Annotated in this window: 14 protein-coding genes; 3 read left to right on the top strand and 11 right to left on the bottom strand. The window is 29.0% G+C overall.

The genetic code is table 11. The features are described from left to right. From ACH5BH_RS14370 to ispG, 11 genes are all read right to left on the bottom strand, one after another. Nucleotides 1-654: nucleotide sugar dehydrogenase (locus tag ACH5BH_RS14370; protein WP_423298824.1), on the bottom strand; the 654-nt coding region annotated here is incomplete at its 3' end. Next, nucleotides 655-1,869 (bottom strand): glucose-6-phosphate isomerase, encoded by a 1,215-nt coding sequence (locus ACH5BH_RS14365; RefSeq protein WP_423298823.1) that lies wholly within the window; start codon nucleotides 1,867-1,869, stop codon nucleotides 655-657. Between the two features lie 82 nt (nucleotides 1,870-1,951). Next, the gene (gene galU, locus ACH5BH_RS14360) at nucleotides 1,952-2,785 is read right to left on the bottom strand and encodes a UTP--glucose-1-phosphate uridylyltransferase GalU (protein ID WP_423298822.1); all 834 of its coding nucleotides are present in this window, start codon (nucleotides 2,783-2,785) and stop codon (nucleotides 1,952-1,954) included. A gap of 2 nt (nucleotides 2,786-2,787) precedes the next feature. Beyond that, entirely contained in the window at nucleotides 2,788-4,167 is a 1,380-nt protein-coding gene (locus tag ACH5BH_RS14355) for a phosphomannomutase/phosphoglucomutase (RefSeq protein ID WP_423298821.1), read from the bottom strand. Between the two features lie 154 nt (nucleotides 4,168-4,321). Then, nucleotides 4,322-4,636, bottom strand: a complete 315-nt coding sequence (locus tag ACH5BH_RS14350) for a hypothetical protein (RefSeq protein ID WP_404307244.1) — start codon at nucleotides 4,634-4,636, stop codon at nucleotides 4,322-4,324. A gap of 66 nt (nucleotides 4,637-4,702) precedes the next feature. Continuing rightward, nucleotides 4,703-6,832 (bottom strand): YjbH domain-containing protein, encoded by a 2,130-nt coding sequence (locus ACH5BH_RS14345; protein ID WP_423298820.1) that lies wholly within the window; start codon nucleotides 6,830-6,832, stop codon nucleotides 4,703-4,705. Continuing rightward, the gene (locus ACH5BH_RS14340; protein ID WP_423298819.1) at nucleotides 6,813-7,760 is read right to left on the bottom strand and encodes a Wzz/FepE/Etk N-terminal domain-containing protein; all 948 of its coding nucleotides are present in this window, start codon (nucleotides 7,758-7,760) and stop codon (nucleotides 6,813-6,815) included. The genes ACH5BH_RS14345 and ACH5BH_RS14340 overlap by 20 nt, the downstream gene beginning before the upstream one ends. Nucleotide 7,761: 1 nt before the next feature. Beyond that, nucleotides 7,762-10,482 carry a polysaccharide biosynthesis/export family protein gene (locus ACH5BH_RS14335; RefSeq protein ID WP_423298818.1) on the bottom strand — a complete coding sequence of 907 codons (2,721 nt, stop codon included), beginning with the start codon at nucleotides 10,480-10,482 and terminating at the stop codon, nucleotides 7,762-7,764. 141 nt (nucleotides 10,483-10,623) lie between these two features. Next, the gene (locus ACH5BH_RS14330; protein WP_423298817.1) at nucleotides 10,624-11,034 is read right to left on the bottom strand and encodes a prepilin-type N-terminal cleavage/methylation domain-containing protein; all 411 of its coding nucleotides are present in this window, start codon (nucleotides 11,032-11,034) and stop codon (nucleotides 10,624-10,626) included. Between the two features lie 76 nt (nucleotides 11,035-11,110). After that, nucleotides 11,111-13,582 carry a replicative DNA helicase gene (dnaB, locus tag ACH5BH_RS14325; RefSeq protein ID WP_423298816.1) on the bottom strand — a complete coding sequence of 824 codons (2,472 nt, stop codon included), beginning with the start codon at nucleotides 13,580-13,582 and terminating at the stop codon, nucleotides 11,111-11,113. After that, complete coding sequence (gene ispG, locus ACH5BH_RS14320) at nucleotides 13,582-14,643, bottom strand: flavodoxin-dependent (E)-4-hydroxy-3-methylbut-2-enyl-diphosphate synthase (protein ID WP_423298815.1); 1,062 nt, start codon at nucleotides 14,641-14,643, stop codon at nucleotides 13,582-13,584. The genes dnaB and ispG overlap by 1 nt, the downstream gene beginning before the upstream one ends. A 102-nt stretch (nucleotides 14,644-14,745) precedes the next feature. Between ispG and ACH5BH_RS14315 the strand changes: the two genes are divergently transcribed. The 3 genes from ACH5BH_RS14315 to ACH5BH_RS14305 are packed head-to-tail and all read left to right on the top strand — an operon-like array spanning nucleotide 14,746 to nucleotide 18,388. Further along, nucleotides 14,746-15,537 carry a CvpA family protein gene (locus ACH5BH_RS14315; RefSeq protein WP_423298814.1) on the top strand — a complete coding sequence of 264 codons (792 nt, stop codon included), beginning with the start codon at nucleotides 14,746-14,748 and terminating at the stop codon, nucleotides 15,535-15,537. Nucleotides 15,538-15,546: 9 nt separating this feature from the next. Further along, a complete protein-coding gene (lysS, locus tag ACH5BH_RS14310; protein ID WP_404307262.1) occupies nucleotides 15,547-17,070 on the top strand; it encodes a lysine--tRNA ligase in 1,524 nt (507 codons plus the stop codon). A 55-nt stretch (nucleotides 17,071-17,125) separates the two neighbouring features. Next, nucleotides 17,126-18,388 carry a serine hydroxymethyltransferase gene (locus ACH5BH_RS14305; RefSeq protein ID WP_423297414.1) on the top strand — a complete coding sequence of 421 codons (1,263 nt, stop codon included), beginning with the start codon at nucleotides 17,126-17,128 and terminating at the stop codon, nucleotides 18,386-18,388.

Genomic DNA, 18,388 nt, shown 5'->3' with positions numbered 1-18,388 from the left:
TGCGTAAGAGTCTAATTCATTAAAATATGATACTCTCATAGCTAGGTATGTATTTGAAAATAGTTTTATTGCTTCTGCTTCTGTAGAATCAGTATACAAAATATCTATATTCTCTTTTATTGCTCCTTGAGCAAGTAGTTTTGCAAAAGTCTGAGCTCTATCACTTTGTTCACCTACTATTATTCTTGAAGGGTATAGATTATCATGTAAGGCTTTTCCTTCTCTTAAGAACTCTGGTGAAAAAATAATATTACTTGTTTTAAATTTTTTTGATATTTCTTTTGTATATCCTACTGGTATAGTTGATTTTATTACCATTGTTGTATTTGGATTTATTTCAAGTACATCTGATATCACATACTCTATTGATTTTGTATTAAAATAGTTTGTTTCTGGATCATAATCTGTTGGTGTTGAAATTATTACAAAGTCTGCATTTTCATAAGCTTCTTTTTTATCTAATGTTGCTTTAAAATTTAAATCATCCCTTAGTAGGTATTCACTTATTTCTTTATCTTCTATTGGTGATTTTTTATTATTTAGAAGTTCTACTTTTTCAGGGATTATATCAAGTGCTATTACTTCATTATGTTGTGCTAATAATACTCCATTTGACAAGCCTACGTATCCTGTCCCTGCTATGGCTATCTTCATTTATTTCACATCCTCATTTCTAAACTTATTTTTCAAAATAATTTTACCTTCTTCAACACCCGGTTGATTATATGTATTTATTTGCATAAAACTTCCAACTATTGATGTTAATAGTTGATATGAGTACATAAGTTTTCCTATATTAAATTCATCTACTTTCTCTATTGTGATTACATCTGTTGGGATGTTAGCACTCTTTTGTACAGCTTCTATAGTTGAGTCAGCTTGCATGTTTATTAAGTCTTTAAACTTGATATTATTTATATAGTCTAACTCTTCTAAGTGAGGTATTGATATATCAGGTATTACTGTTTCTTCTTCAAAGTCATCTACTTTGATAAATGTAACTGTTTTATCTCTTACACCTTCCATTATTAGTTGTAAAAAAGAGTGTTGATCTACTGGACCTATTAGTCCTATTGGAGTTAAAGCTTGTCTTGTCCCATTAATATTTATTTTTCCTAAACTTTCACCCCATAATTGGATATACCATTTATTAAAGCCTTCTAAAAGAGAAGAGTATGAAAAAACTACATTTATATTAAATCTGTTTTTATTTTCTACCATAAATCTAGCTTTTTCAAAGATAGAGTCAAAATACTCTTCTTTTTTAAAAAAGCTTTCATTTACTTCTTTACATCCATCTAACAGTTTTTCTATATCTATTCCCATGATAGATAAAGGTAAAAGGCCTACAGGAGAAAATACTGAAAATCTCCCACCTACATCTTTTGGAATTTCAAAGGTTTTTATGTCATTAGCTTTTGCGTAAGAGTTTAGTTTACTATCATTTTCTGTTATACATACGCAGTTTGATTTATCTATTTTTACTAAACTATGAAGATACTTAAAAACTGAAATAGTTTCTATTGTAGTACCTGACTTTGAGATGATGATAAATAAAGTATCATTTATATCTTCTATATATGAAACTCTTTTTTTAAGTTCCAGAGGATCTGTTGATTCTAAAAAATGAAGTTTTTTATCATTTGCTTTATTTCTTAAAAAGCTATTTATTGCATAAGTTCCTAAGCTACTTCCACCTATACCTACTACAACAATATCTTTTTGATTCACAGTTTCTGAAAGACTTAATATCTCTGAAATATCTTGGTAAGGTAGGCTGTAGTAACCTATACTTTTTTTCTCTTCTACTATCTTTTCAAAAATCTCATTGTTTGACTTGATTTGATAGAAATTCTTTTCATATTTCAAAGACTAGTTTCCTCTTGGCAATTTTAAATTTTAACTAATATTATACTCTAAGATTATTTTGTTATAACTTAAAAGAAGTTGATTAATTCACTTCTTTTGTTTTATCATAAAAATAATTAGTTGCTTCCACAAAGCCATCTACACTTCCACAATCAAACCTTTTTCCTTTAAACTTATAAGCTATCACTTTTCCTTGGTTTGCTTGTTCAAGTAAGGCATCTGTTATTTGTATCTCTCCACCTTTCCCTGGTTTTGTTTCTCTTAAAATATCAAAAATATCAGGTGTTAAGATATATCTTCCTATTATTGCTAGATTTGTAGGAGCATCTTTTGGTTCTGGTTTTTCTATCATATTTGACACTCTAAAAATACCTTCTTCTACTTCTTCCCCATCAATTACACCATACTTATCTGTTTTATCTTTTGGTACTTCTTCTATAGCTACTATTGAACATTGATATTTTTCATATAATCTTGTCATTTGTTTTAAAACTGAACCTTCACTAGAAGTATTATCACATAAATCATCAGCTAAGATTACTGCAAAAGGTTCATTTCCGATTAGAGTTTCACCTGTTAAGATAGCATGACCTAAACCTTTCATTTCTAGTTGTCTAGTATAAGAAAAAGTTGTAGTTTCAATAATATTATTTATATCACTTAGAAGTTCTTCTTTTGAAGAACCTTTTATTGAGTTTTCTATATCAGTATTTGTATCAAAATGATCTTCTATTGCTTTTTTATATTTAGATGTAACTATTGAAATAGTACTACATCCTGCGTCTAGTGCTTCTTCAACTCCATATTGAATAAGTGGTTTTGTAAGAACTGGCAACATCTCTTTAGGAATTGCTTTTGTAGCTGGTAAAAATCTTGTACCATAACCTGCTGCTGGGAACAAACATTTTTTAATCATTTTTATACCTCTTCTTTTATTTGCTCAAAAAGTCTCATAAGTGAATCTTCATATAGTTTTGCATTTTCTTGAGATTTTGCTTCAAATCTTGTCACAAGTTTTGGAGTAGTATTACTAGCTCTAACTAATCCCCATCCATCTTCGAAGTTTACTCTTATCCCATCAACTGTAATAATATCTTTTATCTTTGGCATAAAACTTGGTGGATTTTCAAGTGAAGTTTTTAGTTTCTCAACTAGAAGAAATTTTGTATCCTCAGTTACTGTGATATTTATCTCATCTGTGCTGTATACTTTTGGTAAAGCCTTATACTCTTTATCAAAATTAAAACCATCAGAAATAAGTTCTAAAGCTCTAAATGTAGAATAAATAGCATCATCATATCCAAAATATCTATCATTGAAGAAAAGATGACCTGATACTTCTGCTGCAAAAGAAGCTTCTAACTCTTTGATTTTTACTTTTAGATTACTATGGCCTGTTTTATACATCACAGCTTTTCCATAAGTATTGATAGTATCATACATGATTTGACTACATTTTACTTCACCAATAACTGTAGGATTATCTATAAATCGTGAAAAGAAAATAGCTAAAATATCGCCTTTGAAGTTATATTTTTTTGATAAAAGTGCTATTCTATCTGCATCTCCATCATAAGCAAATCCAAAGTCATATTCACCAGTAGCTAAACTTTCTTTTATATCTTTTAATGTTGATTCATCACTTGGATCTGGATGATGATTAGGAAAGGTTCCATCTGGTTCCTCATATAAAATATCATAAGAAATATCAAGTCTGTCAAGAATATCTCTTAAAACAACACCTGCAACTCCATTTCCACAATCAAAAATAAACTTTTTATCTTTTAAGTTTAGATTTGAAAAATGTTCTACTATATAATCTATATATTTATCTTTTGCATTTATATTTATAGTTTTAGTATTATCTTCTATAGTTTGAGTATCTTCTAAAATTTCTCTTCCAAGAGCATAAATCTCTTCTCCAAAGAAAGGAGCTTTATCAAGAGTGATTTTAAAACCATTATATTCAGGTGGATTATGTGAACCTGTAATCATTACAGAACCATCAACTTGCTTTTCTTCAAACTCTATATAGTTTGAAAAATAGTTTGCAGGTGTTGGAACAAGTCCCAAATCAAGTACTTCAAGTCCTGCTTTATTTATACCACTACTAAGCCAAGTTTTAAGAATAGGTGAATGTGTTCTTGCGTCATATCCAACAGCCATGTATTTAGCACTTGATACTTTTTGTTTTAGTTTATTTGCTAGATGAAAACCTATTTTTTTTACTATATCTTCGTTTAGTTCTTTCTCAAAGATACCTCTTATATCATATTCCCTGAAAATTGATGCAGGCATTTTTATTTTCCTATATATTTATATTTTGAAGGAAGTATATCTAAGTTTTTATAAAGCGTTATTTAAGTTATTAGTATAAATTTTGTAGTTTAATTCTCTACAAAAGTTTAAGTTAAAAAAAGCAGAAACCCAATAATGGGTTTCTTAACTCTGATTAATGGTGAGAAGTTGCAGAGTGAGAAGGAGTTGTATTATCATCTCCTGCTACAGCAGCAGCAATACCAGCAGCAGCTGCAGCAGCTGCTGCAGTAGCTGCACCAATTCCAACACCTGCTCCAGCAGCAGCTCCACCAGCGGCAGCAGCTCCACCAGCAGCTGCTCCTGCTCCACTAGCTCCAGCACCCGCAGCACCTGCTCCAGCAGAACCTGCACCTGTTCCAGCACCTGCACCAGCTGCACCAGAAGTTTGAGCTACTGCACTAGCTACAAATAAAGAAGAAGCGAAAACAATTGATAATAATTTTTTCATAAAAAATATCCTTTTTTTAATTTTGCATTATTCTACCATAATTTTTTTAAAAATAAAAATTTTCTTTTATTCCCTTAGATTATTTATGTACTTTTTCATAATTTGTGTGTTATTTTCACTACTATTCATAGGGAATAAAGAATTAAATGTTCCAGCAACTTGCCCAACATCTCTTGTCCATGGGCTAAGACCAAATGAAACTCTTTTCTTTAGATTTTTATATGTAAATACTTCTAATGGAACTATCAAATAAATACCTTTATCGATATATCCTTTATTTTCTTCATTTTCAAAAACTTTTCTTGAATCAGTTACAGTAGCATAAGCTCCTAAGGTAAAGTTTTTATAATGTCTTTCAATATTAAACTTTATACCTTTATCTCCTGCTAAAAACTGACCAACTTTTGCTCCTAAATGTAAATCATATTTTTGATTTAGAAGATAATATATATTTAAAAATTTTGCATCATATCTATAATCATCTTTTATAGCAAACATATCTTCAATTTCTCTTTTATAAACAGATTGATATTGAAGTCCTATTCCTAATTTTTCAGCAAATAGAGGTTTATACCATTCTACATCTACCCCTGCAAAAGCATATTCTAAATATCCTAAATCCACTTTAAACAAAGAATCAAAAGGAGCATTAGTTTTATATCCTAAATTTAAATATGACATTTGTGTGTCATTATACACAAAATGTTTAGTTATATCACTTCTTAGAGATAATCTATCATTTTCAAGAGGCTTACTAGAAAGATTTTTTCCTGTGTGATAAAAAGGTTGTTCAAAAGAAGTATCTAAACTAAAGTTATCATTAAATTCATAACCTGCTTTTGCCCTAAGTGTTAACTTCATAGCAAAGGGTTTATCTTTATGATTTAATACAGTTCTAACCTTTGGCTGAAAACTATAAGTAAAACCTTTTTTATTTATAGAATCACTTATATATAAATCTTTTCCTTTTGCAAATTTTTCATACATACCATCAATATCATTTGAAATAACAATTGAATCTTTCATATAAGAATCACTTACTTTTTGCTTTTCATACATATCAAATTCAGCTCTATTTACTTTGATAGTTTTCTTTTTGATTTCTTGATCTTTTAAAGTAAGATATATAGTATCATACTTTTTAGGTGCGACTTCATCTATAGTTGAGATTGCTCGACCTGCTGCTTTTAACTCATTATAATATCTTGGGTTATCTATTTCTGTCCAAATACTATTGTCATTTACAGCTGTTTTTACATACTTAAATTTTTCGGCTGCTACTTCTTTTGATAATCTATCTGACAACTCTTTTTCATTTAGATTTTTATATTCTGCTTTTTTTTCATCATCTGCTTTCCATTTTGGATCAGGAATATGATCAAACATACCAGTTCTATCAAAGCCAAATTGATAGGTATAACCAAAAGATATGGTATTTCCTCTCTGATATGATAAATTTAAAATAGAGTTATTGCTATACTTATACTTAAGACCATAGTTGAACTTTGATTTTGGAAGTTCGTATTTATCACCGGTAGTAAAAGGATTTTTTTTATCTTTTGTATAATCTATAGGAGCATACTCAGCCATCAAAGAAAAAGATGGACTAGCATTAAATACTATTGAACCAAAAGGTTTTCCACCACCCCAATCTGTATTTTTGAGAAAGTTTATAGAGTTATTATCAAAACTTCCTGAGTTTGATGAATTTGATTCATACTTTTTAAGATCTTCTCCTCCAAGTCTACCTTTTGCATAACCAAGTGAAAGGTCAAAATAACCTATGTTCTTAGAAAGTACTAAATACTTTGAAGTATAAAGTGAAGTACCCCAAATATCATCAGCACCTATGGCAAGAGATGGGGTGTATTCTCCCTCTTCTTTTAAAAGAAATTTTACACTTAAAGATTTATCTTTATAGCTTCCATATCCTTCAGTATCACTAATACTTTTTAATGTAGTCATATGGAAATTAGCTTCTACAAAAGGAAGAGGAGTAGCAGTAAAACCATAATATCTATAAGGTTTATCTTCATTTAAAAATAACCTCATAGACCAATCTTTCATGATTCTGGCATTTGGTGTTTCAAAAACACCTGTGTTTCCACTATATGTAGCTGTGATATTTTCAGGAGTTTTAACTGCAAAAAGTAAGTTTGCACTTAAAAGAAAGAAGCTAAGAGTTTTTAACTTCATCAGTTTTTTCACTTCTTATAAACTCATAAAAAAATACTAGAAAAATACCAAGAATAAAAGAAGTAACGAAAGATACAACAAGTATTAAAGCTCTTTTAGGTTTACTTTTTTCTTTTATATAAGATACTCTGCTATCAACTACTTTTGATACAAAGTAATAGTCATTTGCTTGAGAAAATACTTTCTTTTGATATAGTCCTGATAAAGACTTACTTAATTGTTCTTTTAAAGATACATCATAAGTTGAACTCAATTCTTTATTATAATATTTGATTTGTTCATCTATTTCTTTCATATCAGAAGTTCTAACCTTATGAACTATCTCTTTTAAATATATATCTACAAGCTCTTTTGCTAAATATCTATCTTGAAGTTCAGCACTTAACGTAATAAGTCCTGATTTTTTATCGATTGAAATAGAAAGAACTGAATTCAAAGTATTTATAGTTGAGTAAACTTTTTCTTCTTTTGATCTTTTATCTTCTGTATTGTCATCTTTTGAATTAAAAATATTATAAACAGTATCAAGACCTAAGGCAAATACTAAATTCTTTTGACTCTCTAGTTTTGAAGTAAGTTTATATTTTTCTATCATCATTTTATTAAAACTATAATCTCCTAAAACTGTTTGCATCATAACAGCTGGATCTTTAGAGCTTGCTCCACCAAGACTAACACCTGCTAAAGAAGCTAAAGAAGACAAACCTCCTCCAACTGATTTTTGTTCACTTTGAGGAGACAAGACTACACTTGATTTATATGAATTTGGGATACTTAAAACATATATAAACGTAATAGCAGTTACTATAAATACAAAAAATAATATTTTGTATTTATATTTTAAAATAGTATTAAAAAGCTCTTTTATATCTATTTCATCTTCTTCTATGTATAAAGCTTGATTATTCACACTATTATTCTCACTCATTCTAGATACCGCCTACTGTTTTAAGTGAAGCAGCTGTAATAGCAAACTGATAAAGAATACTTGATACATCTTTTGCAAATTTCATATCAGAGAACATATCAAACTCCATAGGAACAACAATAGTATCACCTTTGAATATTTTCTTATCATTACCCCAGAAATAATTTGATTCATATTTTACTGTTTCACCATTTGCTTTAACAATATATATATAATCTTCATTTGCAAGTTCAGTTACACCACCTGCCTTTGATAAATAATCATCTGTATCTAAATCACTATTAAATACAAAAGTATTTTGATTTAAAACTTCTCCAACAACAGATACTGTGTCACTAATAGATGGAATATATAAAGTATCTTCATCTTTTAAAGTTATATCATAAGGTGATTTTTTAAATCTATTTAAATCATAATATAGATTTAAAGATACTCTTCCTATAGGTTTATTTCTTTTTGCTTCATTTTCAAGTTGCTTAATTGCCTGAAGTTTTTTTGATGTTTCATCTTTTTCTTCACCTAAACTCTCACTTGATGTACTAGCTTTAAGAACTTGATTCCCAAGTCTATCAAGTGTTTCTTGAAGTCTTTTTTCTTGTAGTTCTCTAACTTCTTCCCTTGTAAATACTGCACCTTCTACAAAAGCATTTGGTAAAAAACCACCAGCTCTTAAAATCACACTTGAAAGTTTTTCACCCTCTTCTATTGCATATTTACCAGGATATCTAACTAGCCCTTTAATATTTACATATTTTTTATCATTCCAATTTGCTATTGGAAAAATAGTAATTTCATCATCTGGGAAGATTTTAATTTTTAAATTTAAAGCCTTATTCATATCTAAAGCTAAAACTTTTCTTTTTCGTTGATAATCTTCTGTATAATATCTAACTACTTCAAATCTAGCTTTTAAAGCTTTTTTTGTAAGTCCACCTGAAATATTTACGATATCATTTATAGTTGTATTTTCATTTATATCATAAGTTCCAGGAATAAATACTTCACCTTTTATAGTTGCACTCATTTTATCATTTACAGCAGAAAAATCGAAAAATCTTACTTCATCATATTTTTTAAGTTTAAAGTTTTTGTTTTCGCTTAAATTTACTAAAAAAGTAGATTTTTTATTTTCATGAAGTCTAGTGATTTGAACCTTAGTTTTATCAACTCTTACAGCTTTTCTTAGCTTACCATCTTCATCTAAAACATCATTTTTTGAAAGATTACTATTTTTTTCAACTTCTTCAAAGATTTCACTATTAAATTTCACTAAACCAAAAAGATCAGCAACACTCATCCCATCATAAAAGTCATACTTTCTTTTACTGTCATCTACAACTTCACCTTTTGCATAAATGTAAGGTTTTTCTTTTAAATCTGAATTTTTAAAAATAGTGATTTCATCACCTGCTTTAATAGTATGATCTTCTTTTTTAGTAAGTACATTTTTAAGGTTGAAACCTTTTATGCTATTGTCATTTTTTATAACTGCAAAATTATAGTTTGTATCCTCTTTAAAGTATCCATTTTCTCCAAATTGTTTTAGTTCATTATTTAAAAGTGTTGATAGTTTATTATCAGTTGGAAGTTCTTTTTCACTAGGTGCTATAATATTTCCAGATATTTTAACTAGATTTGCACCTAAGATACTAGTAGAGTATACATGAACTTCATCACCATTTTTTGGAGTAAATCTATATAGTTTTTCTTTACTTAAAGTATAAACTTTAATAGTATCATTTTCATATCTTTTAAGACTTATTGCATTTTGGTTTGCTTTTGCTTTAAAACCTGCTGCAAAATTAAATAAAGTTTTAAACCCTTCACCTTTTTTTAGTTCAAAAATTGCATTGTAGTTTACATCACCTGTTAGTTTAATCTCTTTGCTAATAGGTTTTACTAAAATAATATCACCATTCTTTAAGATAGTATCACTACTTAAATCTCCATATCTTACAAGAGAATATAAATCAAATGATTTATAAATTTTACCTGCTCTTTTAAGTAAAATATTTCTATATGACCCATTTTCTAAAATGCCACCACTTGAAATAAGTGCATCTTTTATAGTAGAAAATGATGAAAGGTTATAAAGTCCAGGTGCATTTACTAATCCTGAAATAGTAACTTGAATAGATGAAAATTCTGAAATATCAACTAAAATATTTGTACTATTAGGGTATGCTTTTTTAGTCTCTTCTTTTATAAGTTTTTTTGCTTCTTGAAAATTTAGACCTATAACTTTTAATTCTTTTACTTGAGGAATATTGATATTACCATCTTTATTTACATCTAAAACAAAATCTTCATTTGCACCACCATAAATTTTAAGTGATATTTTATCCCCATAATTTAGAGTATAGTTTGATGGAGTTGGAATACTATAAGGGTTTAATTTATTCTTATTTTTAAAAAATAATGAAGCAAATCTATCTAACTTTTCTTCTGATAAATATTTATTTTCAGATTCTTTAGTTTCGTCACTTTCTTTAACTTTATCACTTTCTTCTTTTAGCTTACTATTTTTTTCATCTATTTCAATATTATTTTCAATAATTTGTTCTTTTTGAACTTTCTGTTTTGAATTATCTTTTTTTAATAATTCTTTTTTGATATCACTTTCACTATAACCAGCTGCTTTTGCTAGTTCCAGTTGAGTAGGTGTTAGTGTAGCTGAAAACAAAACACTACACATAAGTAGTAAACTGTATATAACCTTCATTAAAGATTCCTCGTAAATTTTTTAGGGATATATTATCATAAAATGATAAAAATTTTCATTAAGAGGGAATAGAGTTTTTATTGTAAATAAACCCTTGCCTTTTTTAGATAAAAAAGTGGATTTATTTACTCTTTTAAAAGACTATAATTTGTAATCAATATCTTCTATTCCATATTTATCACTTAATAGTTTTTGACATACAGAACCTGTTGATGTATCATCAATATCAATTTTTAAGGTTTTACTTCCAGAAGCATCTGTTTTTACTTCAATTGTGACACAAATTTTACTGTTTTCTTTAAAAGTAGCTTTACTTGAAACAACAGTCCAATTTGCTTTACTTAAAACAATAGCCTCATCAATATTTGATAAATTATCATCAAGCATAGCATAGCTTTGAATCGCAGTTGTTGCACTTACAATATCTCTTTTTATGGTTGAAGCTAAAGCTTCATCTTTTGAGTCAATAAACTTTGGAACAGCTACAGAAGCAATAATTCCAATGATTAAAATTGCAAAAATCAATTCAAGTAAAGAGAATGCATTTTTCATAATATAATCCTTTATAAAGTAATATAAAAGATTATATTGTTTGTTAGTTTAAATTATAATAAAATTAATTATATTTTTATAATATATCAGGAACATCCACATTAGTTTCTTTTTCTACATCAGCTACATTTTCAAATACAACTTCTACAGGAGCACCATGATGGCTATCATCTGGTTTATCGACAAATTTTGTTAAAGCCTTATGGAAATCAAGTTTTACAGTACCTATAGGACCATTTCTTTGCTTACCTATAATTATTTCAGCTTCTTCAACAGGCTTATCAACAAAATTGGATTTATATTCTTCACCCTTATCTTTTGCTTCTTTTTCTTTTCTAGCTTCATCTCTTTGTTTATATACATCATCTCTATAAACAAACATGATAATATCTGCATCTTGCTCAATAGCTCCTGACTCTCTTAAATCAGATAACATAGGTCTTTTATCAGGTCTATTTTCTAAACCTCTATTTAACTGAGAAAGAGCAACAATAGGTATTTTCATCTCTCTTGCTAACATCTTAAGTCCTCTTGAAATATCAGAAACTTCTTGGTGTCTATCTTTATTTCCAGTACCTTGCATAAGCTGTAAGTAGTCTATCACAACTAAGGAAATATTATTATCTTCATTTTGAGCAAGTTTTCTTACTCTTGCTCTTAATTGATTAATATTAATACTCCCACCATCATCAACAAATAGTTTTTTAGTATTTAAATCATCAAAAGCTGCACTTAAATTAGACCATTGTCTATCATCTAAGTCACCTTTTCTTAAATTTTGTAAAGGTATAGAAGTTTTAGCTGCTAGCATTCTTAACATCAGTTGTTCAGCAGGCATTTCAAGTGAGAAGAAAATAACACCTTTATTAGCTTCAACATTTGCTAAAGCCATATTTAAAACAACGGCAGTATTATGTGTAACAGTCATATCCTCAAGAAGAAATAGCTTATTTCCATCAATCTCAAAACCATAGTAATCATCAACTATATCTTTTTCAATAGTTATTCCTGTTTGATTCCATGTTCTATTACATGTCCAAGCTTTTGCTTTTTTTCTTTCAATTTTAACAGGAATAATATCAATATTACCAAAAATTCTTACTCTAAAAACTTGACATTTATACCCAATATCTTTAATTGACGCTTCTTTTTCAATAATTGAAGTTCTAAAGCCCAATGAATCACTTAAAAACTTAATATCTTTTGCTAAAGCCTTATCTTTTTGAGTTATTTCAAAACCATTTGCAGCTTTGTCATAATGTCCATCACTATCTAAAAGTCCAGCTAAAAGTTCAAGTCTTTTTTTTGTTGAATTAACTAAATAGTTTTTAGGAATATGTTTATTTTCAAGTAAGTTTTCTTTTCTTAAAAGTCCTTCTAAAGAAAAAGTTGTTTTACCATCTACTTTTCCTTCATTTCTTATTGAGTATTCTGGGCACTTACCCTCAGCTATATATTCTTTTAGTTTTAAATCTAAATTTTTAGCATAAAAATCTAAATAATCTATGATTTCTTTATCTTCTGTATAAATAGCTGGTTTTCTACTTGCTCCATCACCTAACCATAAACCTAAAAAGTATGGATCTAAAATAGTATCATTTTCCTTAAATTCAACAGCAACTTTATAGCCCTTATAATTGCTTTTAAATTTATCGCTTTTTTCTAAATACTCTTTTACATTTATATTTAAAACATCACCATTTTTATGAGGTCCTTCAGTACGACTTCTTTTCAAAGATAAAATATGAGACTCGTTTACCCTATAATCAATTCCTTTATTCTGTCGAACCCAATACATTTGTTCTTTTCCTGTAGTAGTTGAAAGTACATTTCTAGGAGTAGAATCATCTCCCATTAACTTATCTCCAACCTTTACATCTTCTACATTTTTAAAAGAACCATCATACATTAAAACTTTTGTACCTTTAGCTAAACACTTACCCATCGCAGGCCTTGCAGCTATAATTACTAAATCTCCTTCATTTAATCCTGTTGTTCTTCTATCAAGTGCATCAAAACCTGTTGTTTCACCTATTAGATGAGTATTTCCAAGTTCTTTCATTCTTTTTATATATGAAAGTGTATCACCTGTAATAACATGCATATCTTTTAATTCACTTGTAGCACTATCAGTTGAAATTTTATATAACTCACCTTGAATAGTATCTAAAGCATCATTTGCAGGTATTTCTTCTTCGATTGCTACTTTTTTTATAGTAGTTGCAAGAGTTGAAAGTTCTCTTTTTATAGAACCATCTTTTATCTCTTTTACATAAGCAATTGTATTTGTAATTGGGTTTGCAGAAAGTATTTCTATTAAAATAGAATCATCTACTTCTTTTTGATCAAGTCTTTTTCGAATAAACTCTTCATCAATAGGCATATCTTCTTCATGAAGTTTTATCATTACTTCATAAATTTTTTGATGAGCAGGAAGATAGAAGTCTTTTGCTTTTAAAACTCCTAAAATCTCTTCTAGTTCATCTGGATTAAATAAAATAGAGCTTAATACAGCTCTTTCTATATTTATACTATATACACTATCCATTATTTTCTTTTTTGTGCTTCAAGTTCAACTTCTTCAACAAACTTATTTATTAGTTCATCACCTTTTAGTTTAGCTAAGATTTCACCTCTTTTCATAACTAAACCACTTCCTTTTCCAAAAGCAATAGCCACATCAGCACTTTTTGCCTCTCCAATTGCATTTACAACACATCCCATAACAGAAACATCTAAAGGTGTTTTTATATGATTTGTTCTTTTTTCTATTTCTGCTACTACACTTACTAAGTCAGCCTCAATTCTTCCACAAGTAGGACAAGATACAATATTTAGTCCCTCTTTTGCAATTCCTACATCTTTTAAAATTGCTTTTCCTACTTTAATCTCTTCTTCTAATTCACCTGTCATAGAAACTCTTAAAGTATCTCCTATTCCATCAAGTAAAAGTGAACCTAAGGCAATTGAAGATTTGATTGTTGAATGAAATTGAGTTCCAGCTTCTGTAACTCCTAAATGAAAAGCATAATTATTCATAGGTCTTAACATTCTATAAGCTTGTACTGTTCTTTGAACATCACTTGCTTTTAATGATACTTTTAAATCTGTAAAACCTAAATCTTCTAAATACTTAATATTATAATCAGCACTTGCCACCATTCCCTCAGGAGTTTGTCCATACTTATCTTCAAACTGTTTTTCTAAGGATCCTGAATTAACTCCAATTCTAATAGGAATTTGTCTTTCTTGACAAGCTTTCACAACCTCCGCTACTCTTTTCTTATCACCTATATTTCCTGGATTAATTCTAATACAGTCAACTACTTCTGCTGCTTTTAATGCTAGTTTGTATTTAAAATGTATATCAGCAACTAAAGGTAAGTCAACTTGACTTTTTATATCTTTTAAAGCATTAGCAGCATCCATATCAGGTACTGCAACTCTCACAATATCAGCTCCTGCAAAATGTAAAGCTCTTATTTGTTCTACAGTTGCATTAACATCACTTGTTTTTGTAAATGTCATTGATTGTACAGGAATTGGTGCATCACCACCAACTAGTACATTTCCTACTTTTATTTGTTTTGTTGGGTATCTTTTTATCATAAAAAGATTTTATCTAAAAAAGATTAAATTTTGACAAAAACTTTTTAAAGTTTTCTTATGAATTGATTAGATATACTATCGCATATTATGTAAAGGAAATCTATGCAAGAGTTTACTATTTTTGATATGGTAATACTTGGTATTACTTTAGTACTAGGTCTTAAAGGGCTTTTTAGAGGTCTTATCAAAGAAGTTTTTGGAATTATTGGAATTATTGGTGCAATTTTTGTTGCCTCAAGAATTTCAAAAGATATCGGAGACTTAATAGCTCCATTTTTAGCTTTAGAAAATGAAACAACTATTAAATTAATAGGTTTTATAGTAGGACTTATAGGATTTTGGGTTCTTGTTTATCTTTTAGGAATGATTGTAAGTAAAATATTTAATGCTAGTGGACTAGGAATATTTGATAGAATTTTTGGTTTTATTTTTGGAGCAGGAAAAATTTTCCTAATTTTCTCTGTTATTGCTTATGCATTATATCAAGTTGAGTCATTTAAAAAGGCTATCGATGATAAAACAAAAGGTTCTATTGTAATGCCACATTTAATAAGTGTTGGTTCATATATCATCAAATTAGATACAACAACAATAACAAATTCAGTTGGTGGAGCAGTTGATAAAGTTGTAGAAACTACAAAAGAAGTTACTTCATCTCAAGGAAAACCAACATCACAAAAAGTACAAGAAGCATTAGAAGAAACTAAAAAAGAAGTTACTAAAAGTGTTGAAGAAACAGTAGATAATGTTAAACAAACTGTTGAAAAAGAGATTATCAATAAAGTTGAGAAATCATTTGAAGAGACTAAAGAAGCCACAAAAGAGCAAATAGACACAGCAAAAGAAAAACTTAAAAGCATAGCAGATACAGAAAATACAGAAGAAAATAAATAAAGGGATTTTATATTGTTTGAAAATAAATATATACAACAAAGAATTGAAAAAGCAGATAAATTAAGAGATTTAGGAGTTAATCCTTATGCAAATAACAGTGAAAGAAACACAACTATTAGTAAATATTTAAATGTAAATGCTGATATTTTTAATCATGAAGATAAAAGAGATGAAAATAGACATTATACAGTTGCAGGAAGAATTAAATTTTTCAGACTAATGGGTAAAGCTTCATTTCTTAAAATTGAAGATGAATCAGGTATTTTACAAATTTATGTAGCAAGAGATAATCTTCCTGAGGGATTCTATAATGATATTTTCAAAAAAACTGTAGAAGTTGGAGATATTATTGAAGTATCAGGATATCCATTTATTACAGGTAAAGGTGAGTTATCACTTCACGTTGATGGATTAAAAATATTAACAAAAGCCATTTCTCCATTACCAGAAAAATACCATGGTATTCAAGATAAAGAGTTAAGATATAGACAAAGATATTTAGACTTAATTATGAACTCACAAGTAAGAAAAACTTTCCATATTAGATCAAGAGTTATTTCTTTAACTAGAAGATTTTTTGAAAATAAAGGGTTCTTAGAAGTTGAAACTCCAATGATGCACCCAATTGCAGGTGGAGCAAATGCAAAACCATTTGTTACTCATCATAACTCACTTGGAGTTGATAGATTTTTAAGAATTGCCCCTGAATTATATTTAAAAAGATGTATTGTTGGTGGATTTGAAGCAGTATTTGAAATAAATAGATGTTTTAGAAACGAAGGTATGGATGCAACACACAATCCTGAATTTACGTCAATTGAGTTCTATTGGGCTTATAAAACATATAAAGACTTAATTGAACTTACAAAAGAGTATTTTGAATTTTTATTTGAGCATTTAGAACTACCTACAACTTTACCTTATGGAGATTTAGAAATTGACTTTACTAAGTTTAGTGAAGTTCCATTAATTGAATCTCTTACAACTATTGGTGGTGTTCCAGCTGATATTACAGAAGACAAAGATAAAATCATTGCTTTCATGAAAGAAAAAAATTTAGAAGTAAATGAAGCTATGAATTTAGGACAACTTCAAGGTGAACTATTTGATGAATATGTAGAAGATAAACTTATCAACCCAACGTTCATCACAGAATATCCAGTTGAAATTTCTCCACTTGCTAGAAGAAGTGATGAAAAGCCACACTTAACTGATAGGTTTGAATTATTTATTGCTGGAAAAGAAATAGCAAATGCCTTTTCAGAACTTAATGATCCATTAGATCAACTACAAAGATTTGAAGGTCAAATGGCTGCAAAAGAGTCTGGTGGGGATGATGAAGCACATGAAATGGATGAAGATTTTGTAAATGCATTATCTTATGGAATGGCACCTTGTGCTGGTCAAGGAATTGGAATTGACAGACTAGTTATGATGCTTACAAATGAGCACTCAATTAGAGATGTATTATTATTCCCAGCGATGAAACCAATAAAACATGAAATTGATCTTCACAGTGAAGAAGAAAATTAAAAGCTAAAATACTCATTTTTAATAATTGAGTGAATAAATATATAGGAGAAGTACTATGAGCTACATATCAAGCGCAAACTTAGAGACAGCAGATAAAGAGATATTTGATATCGTTGAGCAAGAGTTAGAAAGACAAACAACACACTTAGAAATGATTGCTAGTGAAAACTTTACTTCACCAGCAGTTATGGAAGCAATGGGTTCTGTATTTACTAATAAATATGCAGAAGGTTATCCATACAAAAGATATTATGGTGGATGTGAATTCGCAGATAAAGCTGAACAATTAGCTATTGATAGAGCTTGTGAAATTTTTGGATGTAACTATGCAAATGTTCAACCTCACTCAGGTTCACAAGCAAATGGTGCAGTATATGCAGCATTATTAAAAGCAGGTGATAAAATCTTAGGTATGGACTTATCTCATGGTGGGCACTTAACTCATGGTTCTAAACCTTCATTCTCTGGTAAAAACTACCAAGCATTCTACTACGGAGTAGAATTAGATGGAAGAATTAACTATGATAAAGTAATGGAAATTGCTAAGATTACTCAACCAAAAATCATTGTTTGTGGAGCATCAGCTTACGCAAGAGAGATTGATTTTGCTAAGTTTAGAGAAATTGCAGATGCAGTTGGAGCTATTTTATTTGCTGATATTGCTCACATTGCAGGACTTGTTGCAGCAAATGAACATCAATCACCATTCCCTTATGCAGATGTAGTTACTACTACAACTCACAAGACTTTAAGAGGTCCAAGAGGTGGTATGATTATGACAAATGATGAAGATATTGCTAAGAAAATTAATTCAGCAATCTTCCCAGGATTACAAGGTGGACCTTTAGTTCATGTAATGGCTGCAAAAGCAGTAGCATTTAAAGAGATTTTAGCTCCAGAGTGGAAAGACTATGCTAAGCAAGTAAAAGCAAATGCAGCTAAGCTTGGAGAAGTATTAGTTTCAAGAGGATATGATATTGTATCAGGTGGAACAGATAATCACTTAGTATTAGTATCATTTTTAAATAAAGACTTTTCAGGTAAAGATGCAGATGCAGCATTACAAAATGCAGGTATCACTGTAAATAAAAATACAGTACCAGGTGAGACAAGATCACCATTTGTAACATCAGGGGTTAGAATTGGATCACCAGCATTAACAGCAAGAGGAATGAAAGAGCAAGAGTTTGAATATATAGCAAATAAAATTGCTGATGTATTAGATGATATTGAAAATACTGATCTTCAAGCTACTGTTAAAGCTGAATTAAAAGATTTAGCTAACAAGTTTGTTATTTATAATCAGTCTACTTACTAA

The sequence above is a fragment of the Arcobacter rhizosphaerae genome (genome assembly GCF_049472155.1).
Classification (GTDB): Bacteria; Campylobacterota; Campylobacteria; order Campylobacterales; family Arcobacteraceae; genus Arcobacter_B.
Note: the sequence above shows the minus strand (reverse complement) of the source record. Positions and strands in the feature narration are given on the sequence as shown.